At 44.3% G+C, this 7,152-nt stretch carries 6 protein-coding genes, 2 tRNA genes and 1 rRNA gene; 5 read left to right on the top strand and 4 right to left on the bottom strand.

What is annotated here, in order from left to right:
- Both ACTQ50_RS18610 and ACTQ50_RS18605 read left to right on the top strand, forming a co-directional pair.
- Positions 1-160: ribosomal RNA gene (locus ACTQ50_RS18610) — 23S ribosomal RNA — on the top strand; the annotation flags it as partial.
- A 334-nt stretch (positions 161-494) separates the two neighbouring features.
- Positions 495-1,907, top strand: a complete 1,413-nt coding sequence (locus ACTQ50_RS18605) for an MATE family efflux transporter (protein ID WP_441485408.1) — start codon at positions 495-497, stop codon at positions 1,905-1,907.
- A gap of 131 nt (positions 1,908-2,038) precedes the next feature.
- Here the strand turns inward: ACTQ50_RS18605 and ACTQ50_RS18600 are convergent, their stop codons facing one another.
- Positions 2,039-3,013, bottom strand: coding sequence for a substrate-binding domain-containing protein (locus ACTQ50_RS18600; protein ID WP_441485407.1), 975 nt, complete (start codon positions 3,011-3,013; stop codon positions 2,039-2,041).
- The gene (locus tag ACTQ50_RS18595) at positions 3,006-3,218 is read right to left on the bottom strand and encodes a TOBE domain-containing protein (protein WP_118579240.1); all 213 of its coding nucleotides are present in this window, start codon (positions 3,216-3,218) and stop codon (positions 3,006-3,008) included. The genes ACTQ50_RS18600 and ACTQ50_RS18595 overlap by 8 nt, the downstream gene beginning before the upstream one ends.
- Positions 3,219-3,499: 281 nt before the next feature.
- On the opposite strand from ACTQ50_RS18595, the gene modA reads away from it, so the two are divergent.
- From modA to ACTQ50_RS18580, 3 genes are all read left to right on the top strand, one after another.
- A complete protein-coding gene (gene modA, locus ACTQ50_RS18590) occupies positions 3,500-4,354 on the top strand; it encodes a molybdate ABC transporter substrate-binding protein (RefSeq protein WP_441485406.1) in 855 nt (284 codons plus the stop codon).
- A gap of 130 nt (positions 4,355-4,484) precedes the next feature.
- Positions 4,485-5,180: a molybdate ABC transporter permease subunit gene (modB, locus tag ACTQ50_RS18585; protein WP_295310381.1), complete on the top strand. Its 696-nt coding sequence runs from the start codon at positions 4,485-4,487 to the stop codon at positions 5,178-5,180.
- Positions 5,180-6,232 carry a sulfate/molybdate ABC transporter ATP-binding protein gene (locus tag ACTQ50_RS18580; protein ID WP_441485405.1) on the top strand — a complete coding sequence of 351 codons (1,053 nt, stop codon included), beginning with the start codon at positions 5,180-5,182 and terminating at the stop codon, positions 6,230-6,232. The genes modB and ACTQ50_RS18580 overlap by 1 nt, the downstream gene beginning before the upstream one ends.
- Positions 6,233-6,509: 277 nt before the next feature.
- Here the strand turns inward: ACTQ50_RS18580 and ACTQ50_RS18575 are convergent.
- A tRNA-Trp gene (locus tag ACTQ50_RS18575) sits at positions 6,510-6,580 on the bottom strand.
- Between the two features lie 194 nt (positions 6,581-6,774).
- Positions 6,775-6,862, bottom strand: a tRNA-Ser gene (locus ACTQ50_RS18570).
- Positions 6,863-7,152: the final 290 nt, after the last annotated feature.

The raw sequence follows: 7,152 nt of genomic DNA, 5'->3' as shown, positions 1-7,152 counted from the left end.
ATAAACGCTGAAGGCATCTAAGCGTGAAGCCCCCCTCAAGATGAGATGTCCCATTCGAAAGAAGTAAACCCCCTTGAAGACGACGAGGTAGATAGGGCAGAGGTGGAAGTGTGGTAACACATGGAGCTGACTGTTACTAATAGGGTGAGGGCTTGACCAATAATCGCAAGGTTAAAGAATGATTCCATTAGGATGTAGCATGTATGTAGTTTTGAAGGTACAGAACTTTAACGGTAGCCGGTTGGTTATCGTTTTTTTTATTGCCTAAAACCAAACGAACAATTGGGGGAGAATCGAAATGGGAGAGTATATTTACTGAACGAAGAAATCCCACGAGCATTTTTCTGTATATATGATGAACTGCAGATATTTTGAAAAGTTCTCATTTATCTCTTGCATTATGTGCAGATATGTAGTAACTTAGTATCTACCTCGCTGTTATCACAGAACAAACATTCTGTTTTACAGCCTGGAATGAAGGAGGAAATCGATAAATGGAAAACACAGTAAGGAAAGGCGGATTCCGGAAGAAATTTCTGGGAGATAAGGCCTTTTACAAGATGGTACTTGCAATCGCAATACCCATTATGATACAGAATGGTATTACCAACTTTGTCAGCCTTTTGGATAATATTATGATCGGCAGAATTGGTACTGAACAGATGTCTGGGGCGGCAATCGTGAACCAGCTTCTTTTTGTATACAATCTCTGCCTGTTTGGAGGCGTATCCGGGGCGGGGATTTTTACCGCACAGTATGCGGGACAGAAGGATCATGAAGGAGTACGCCAGACATTTCGCTATAAACTGTGGCTGGTAATTGTTCTTACGATCATAACCATATTGATCCTCACATCAGCAGGAGAAACACTGATCGGAATGTACCTGAAGGGAGAAGGCAGTGCAGAGGCCCTGGAAGCAACCAGCAGATATGGAATGCAGTATCTTTGGATCATGTTTCTTGGTTTGCCACCGTTTATGATCAGTCAGGTATATTCCAGTACACTTCGTGAGTGCGGAGAGACTGTACAGCCTATGAAGGCAGGTGTTACCGCAGTACTTGTAAACCTGGTTTTTAATTATCTTCTGATTTATGGAAAATTTGGCTTCCCGGAGCTGGGGGTAAGAGGGGCAGCTGTTGCGACTGTCCTTTCCCGTTATGTGGAGGTTGCCATTGTGATCATCTGGACACATACCCATACAGAAAAGATGCCTTTTGCAAAAGGACTTTACAGTACTCTTAAGGTACCGGCGAATCTGACGAAGAAAATTCTGATCAAAGGGACTCCGCTACTTCTCAATGAGACTCTCTGGGCGGCTGGTATGGCAATCCTTACCCAGTGCTACTCGGTGCGTGGACTGAATGTAGTTGCAGCCCAGAATATTGCCAATACCATCAATAATGTATTTAATGTAGTGTTTATTGCACTGGGAGATTCTGTCGCCATTGTGGTAGGCCAGCTCCTTGGTGCCGGTGATATGAAGAAAGCCAGGGACACAGATAATAAGATGATCGCTTTTTCCGTAATGTGCTGTACGGGAGTGGCACTGGTTATGCTGGTAGTGGCGCCATTGTTCCCTAGATTGTACAATACCAATCAGGATGCCAGAGAACTGGCGAAATATTTTATTATGATCATGGCAATCTTTATGCCGCAGAATGCTTTCCTGCATGCGGCTTATTTCACCTTGCGCTCTGGTGGAAAAACAATCATCACCTTCCTGTTTGACAGCGTGTTTGTGTGGTGTGTCAGTGTGCCGATCGCATACTGCCTCAGCCGCTTCACAGGGCTTCATGTGCTGGCTGTTTTTGCCCTGGTACAGGTGGGAGATATTCTGAAATGTATTGTGGGATTTGTGCTGGTTAAAAAGGGCGTGTGGATGCAGAATATTGTTTCTGGAAAATAAAAAGAGGAAGCTCATATTCATAATGTAAAAAGACAGAATGAGAATTTTCTTATTAGAAATAACCAAAAAATGCTTTCGATTTATCTAAGTGCAATTTAGAAACTGTGCTGATAAATGGAAAGCATTTTTTGTTAAAGAGAAATCAATTTCCCTGTCCTTGTCACGTCATACCCAGTCTGTCCCTGAAGAATGGTGCGGAAATCCTCAGAACGTACGATTTCCAGAAGAGCAGAAAAGCCAGGCTGGGAAAGAGATTCTGTTTCCATGACCAGATACATGGGAAGGGTTTTCAGTGGAAGAAAATCCAGAAGCCCGGACTGGTGTGCGGCATATTCTTCTCCCAGTGCGGCGTCAGCCTTGTGTGTGGCAATTGCTGCAGCTGTGGAAATATCGGATACCAGTTCCGTATGATATCCGGTTACCAGAGCTGGTGAAATTTTTTCGGAAAAAAGAAACTGATCCAGATAAATTCGCGGTGTACTTCCTTTTTCACGGTTGGCGATCTTTATGTCCCTACGGAGTAAATCCTTCAGATCTTTCAGGTTCAATGGATTACCAGCAGAAACGTAAAGCCCTATGGAATATTCATAAAGGCATAAAAGAGACAGCTGTGTGCCTGGCACAAGGCTTCGGATATGCTCCGGATCCAGACTTGCACAGGCAATGTGAGCCTTCTTAAAGTAAAGGGAATAAAGGCTGTTGTAGCTGTTCATAAAGGACTGAAGAACCGGAATTCCCTGGGGATGAATGGACATCTGGCTTACCAGAAGCTCAAGAGCCGGGGAAAACTGGCCGCAAAGGATCAGTCCGCTGGAGTGGAGCAGGTAATCACGCTTCAAAAGCGAGCTCTCAGGAGGCAGCTCTGGAACCTGCAGATTTCCGTTTACAGAATTTAGCGGGGCTGCGTTTCCCTGGACACCCTGGGCTGGAACAGTATTCCCGGAACCAGTGCGCTCCAGGTATTGTTTCAGCTGCTGTTCACTGATACGGAGCTGTTTTCCCACTTTGGAAGAGTATAATTCACCCCGCTTGATCAGTTCATAGACAGTTGTCTTTTTAATCTGAAGCTTGTCTGCAATTTCCTGGGCAGTATATAGTTTATTCATCAATTCCCACCATAACGTTGGTTGCCTTAATAACTGCATATGCATCAGAGCCGACTTCAAGTCCAAGTTCCTCTACTGCTGCACAGGAAATGGTAGCGGTAATAATATTTCCGCCTCCGATATCGATTGTGACAATAGAGTTTACAGCTCCTTTGTTGATATTGATCACTTTTCCTTTTAACTGGTTGCGTGCGCTTAATTTCATGTTCGAATCCTCTTTTCTCTATTTTATGAAAATAATTTCTGATATTGTCTGCAGGGAAAGACAAGGTTAATGTTCAGAACCTGCAGTATTTTCTTATCATAGCATGCAGGATAAAAAATAACAAGACAGGCTGACGGTAAAAATATATAAAAAATTTGGTGAAAACTAAAAAGAAATTGTATAAATGATGCATGGAAAAATTGACATTGAAAATGAAATTAAGTATAATGAATGAAACTGAACAAAACATAACGAAAACAAACAAAATGGAGGCGCATGAAATGAAAAAGAGAGTTTTTGCAGCACTTATGGCTGGAGTTATGGGCACTATGATGTTCGGAACAACTTTAATATCTGCTGAGGCTGAGACTCCAGAACTGAAAGGTGAGGTTTATGCATTTATTGCTGCCAGCCTGAATAACGCTATGGAAGAGCTTCAGAAGAATTTCAATGAGACCTATCCGGATGTTGAGATCCTCTACAATGCAGACAGCTCAGGCACACTGCAGACACAGATCGAGGAAGGTGCACGCTGTGATATCTTCTTCTCCGCAGCTACCAAGCAGATGGATGCCCTTGTGGATGAAGGAATTGCTGACAAAGACACTGTAGTAGATCTTCTTGAGAATAAAGTTGTTCTGATCAAACCAAAGGATGGCGAGACCAAGGTTACTGGTTTTGAGAACATTACAGACGCTGCAAACCTTGCACTTGCAGGAGAGGATGTTCCGGTTGGACAGTATTCCCGTGAGATTTTCGAGAATCTTGGAATCACAGATGAAGTAAACCAGATGGAGATCAACGAAGGTAAGAACGTTACAGATGTACTTGCATCTGTAAGTGAAGGCAGCAACGAGGTTGGTATCGTTTATGCAACTGACGCTGCATCTGTAGCAGATTCTGTTGATATTATTGCGGAGGCACCGGCTGGAAGCCTTCAGACACCAGTACTTTATCCAGTTGGAATGGTAGAGGATAAAGAAGCAAGTGATGATGACAGAGCAGCTGCGGAAGCATTTCTTGAGTATCTGCAGTCTGATGAAGCACTTGCAGTATTTGAGAAATATGGATTTGCAGCTTATGTAACAGATGAGCAGTCTGATGAGGCTGACGCTGCTGAGGATACTGCAGAATAATTTCGGACGGCTGGCTGTCGTAAGAAATGATGGTTACATATGACTGGATATGGTTACTGTTCACACTGTGGGGCAGTAACCATATTCGTATCAACAGGAAATGTTAGATAGAAAGAAAAAGGACAATAATATGGGAGAATTTCTCAGTGAGATAAACTGGAGCCCTTTGTGGATTTCCCTGAAAACAGGCGTGGTGGCAACTGTGATCGCCTTTTTTCTCGGGGTGTTCTGTGCCAGGAAGATCATGAAACTGAAGCCAGGAGCCAGAGCTGTTCTGGATGGAATCCTGACAATGCCTCTTGTCCTTCCGCCTACAGTCGCTGGCTTCTGCCTGCTTCTGCTTTTCAGTCTGAAGCGGCCATTTGGAAGCTTTCTTCTGGAAAATTTTGATATTAAGGTGGTGCAGACATGGACTGGCTGTGTGATCGCGGCTTCTGTGATCGCTTTTCCTCTGATGTACCGGAATGCCAGGGCTGCTTTTGAGCAGGTAGATGTAAACCTGATCTATGCAGGAAGAACTCTTGGAATGAGCGAAGGCCGGATTTTCTGGAAAGTGATCATGCCTGCAGCTGGACCGGGAATTGCTTCCGGTACCGTACTTGCTTTTGCCCGCGCCATTGGAGAGTATGGTGCGACTTCCATGCTTGCCGGCAACATTCTGGGAAAAACCAGAACCGTTTCCGTGGCCATTGCTTCGGAGACTGCGGCCGGAAACTTTGACATGGCAGGTTTCTGGGTAGTGGTGATCATTTTGATCTCATTTTTGGTAGTGGCAGCGATCAACATTGTTTCCGGCAGAGGAATGCAGACCAGAAGGTGGATATAATGGCAATTGAACTTGATATTCAGAAAAATTTCAAAGGTTTTTCCCTGAATGTGAAACTGAAGGGACAGGATGGAACCATGGGAATCCTGGGTGCTTCCGGAAGCGGAAAGAGTATGACTCTTCGCAGCATTGCCGGAATTGAAACCCCGGATTCAGGAAAAATCATTATTAATGGGAAAACGGTTTTTGATTCCCAGGCGAAGATCAATTTAAAGCCCCAGGAGAGAAGAGTGGGCTATCTGTTTCAGACTTATGCCCTTTTTCCCACTATGACGGTGGAAAAGAATATTGCCTGTGGTTATCGGGGAAACAAAAGTGAGCTTTCCCAGAAGGTGGCAGATTACATAAAGAGATATCATCTGGAAGGATTGGAGAAGCATTTGCCTTCCCAGCTTTCCGGCGGTCAGCAGCAGCGTGTGGCCCTTGCACGCATGATGATCGGGGAGCCGGAGGTGATCCTTCTGGATGAGCCTTTTTCCGCGCTGGATGGTTATCTGAAGGATATTTTGCAGAGAGATATGCAGAATTTCTTAAAGGATTATAAGGGTGACATGATCATGGTGACCCACAGCAGGGACGAGGCTTATAAGTTTTGCAATCAGCTGACTTTGCTGCACAATGGAAAAGAAATCCTCACTGGTGAGACCAGGGAGATTTTTGAGGATCCACAGTATCTGGAGGCTGCCAAGCTTACTGGCTGCAAGAATTTTTCTGCTGTTCAGAAGATGGGCAGTCATGAGCTTTATGCCCTGGATTGGGAGCTGATGCTTCGTACGGAGCAGGAAGTGACAGAAGATATTACCCATGTGGGAATCCGGGGGCACTGGATGAGACCGGCAGAGGCTGCAGGGGAGAATACTATGGAGGTGCAGGTGGAGGAATACATTGAGAATACCTTTGAGCACCAGTATCTGATCAGCAATAAGGCGGCGAAGGAGAGTGGAACCTTGTGGTGGATGTGCCAGAAAAAGAATTTCCAGGAGACACCGCAGGAGAATGTTCCAAAGTATCTGTATTTTCCACCGGAGCATGTGATGCTTTTGAGAAAATAAAGTGGGCAGCTCTGAAAAAAAGAGTTGGTTATAAGAAGGAATATGAGACAGCCAGGATGATCGTGCTGTTTCATATTCCTTGTTTTATGTATGTTTGTAGTTGACTAAACTCTATACATGAGAACCTGGCGACTGCCAAATAACAAGCAAAATATATTGGATCTGAATAATCACTGTTTGGGACTAGAAATTGACTACCTGACTGACTATGTAGTCAATCCTGAGAAAAGACAAACGCCAGAACCCTTGATTTACAAGGCTTCTGACGTCCTAATAGCAGGGGATGAGAGAATCGAACTCCCACCAAAGGTTTTGGAGACCCCTATCATACCATTTGACCAATCCCCTATGTTTTGTTTCTGTTGCAATTATACATACAAAAGGTACAGTTGTCAAGGCAAAATTGACAAAAATTTGTATGGAAATAACTAAATGTTATTGTTCACTCCGTGCCCAGTAACCTAAAGTTTATATATGGAGCTGGGAACATAGAAAAAGCGGCAGCTGACATACATAATAGTAACCTTTTATAAAAAAGCAAGCGGAGATGGAGGGATTTGAACCCTCGCACCGGTTGCCCGGCCTACCGCATTTCGAGTGCGGACCCTTCAGCCACTTGGGTACATCTCCACGACATTTTCCATTATATCGGGGAGAGAGGAAAAGGTCAATCTTTTTTTTGTAATAGGAAATTCCATTAGAATTCCCTATTACAAAAAAAGCCCTACCGGGCAGGATCGCACTGCGGCGGAACAGAAGAGGTCGCTCGAAGCGACCCGCCGCAGGCGGAGAATCCTGCAAGCAGGATTCTTCAGATTGTAGACAAAGCCCTGCTTTTGCAGGGTTTTGCTATTGTTGGAACCGCTTTTCTGATATAATAAATATCAGAAGGGCGGTGTTTTTTATGATGACGAAAAATG

Origin of the sequence: Blautia sp. Sow4_E7 (genome assembly GCF_052116245.1) — a bacterium.
Lineage (GTDB): Bacteria > Bacillota > Clostridia > Lachnospirales > Lachnospiraceae > Blautia_A.
Note: the sequence above shows the minus strand (reverse complement) of the source record. Positions and strands in the feature narration are given on the sequence as shown.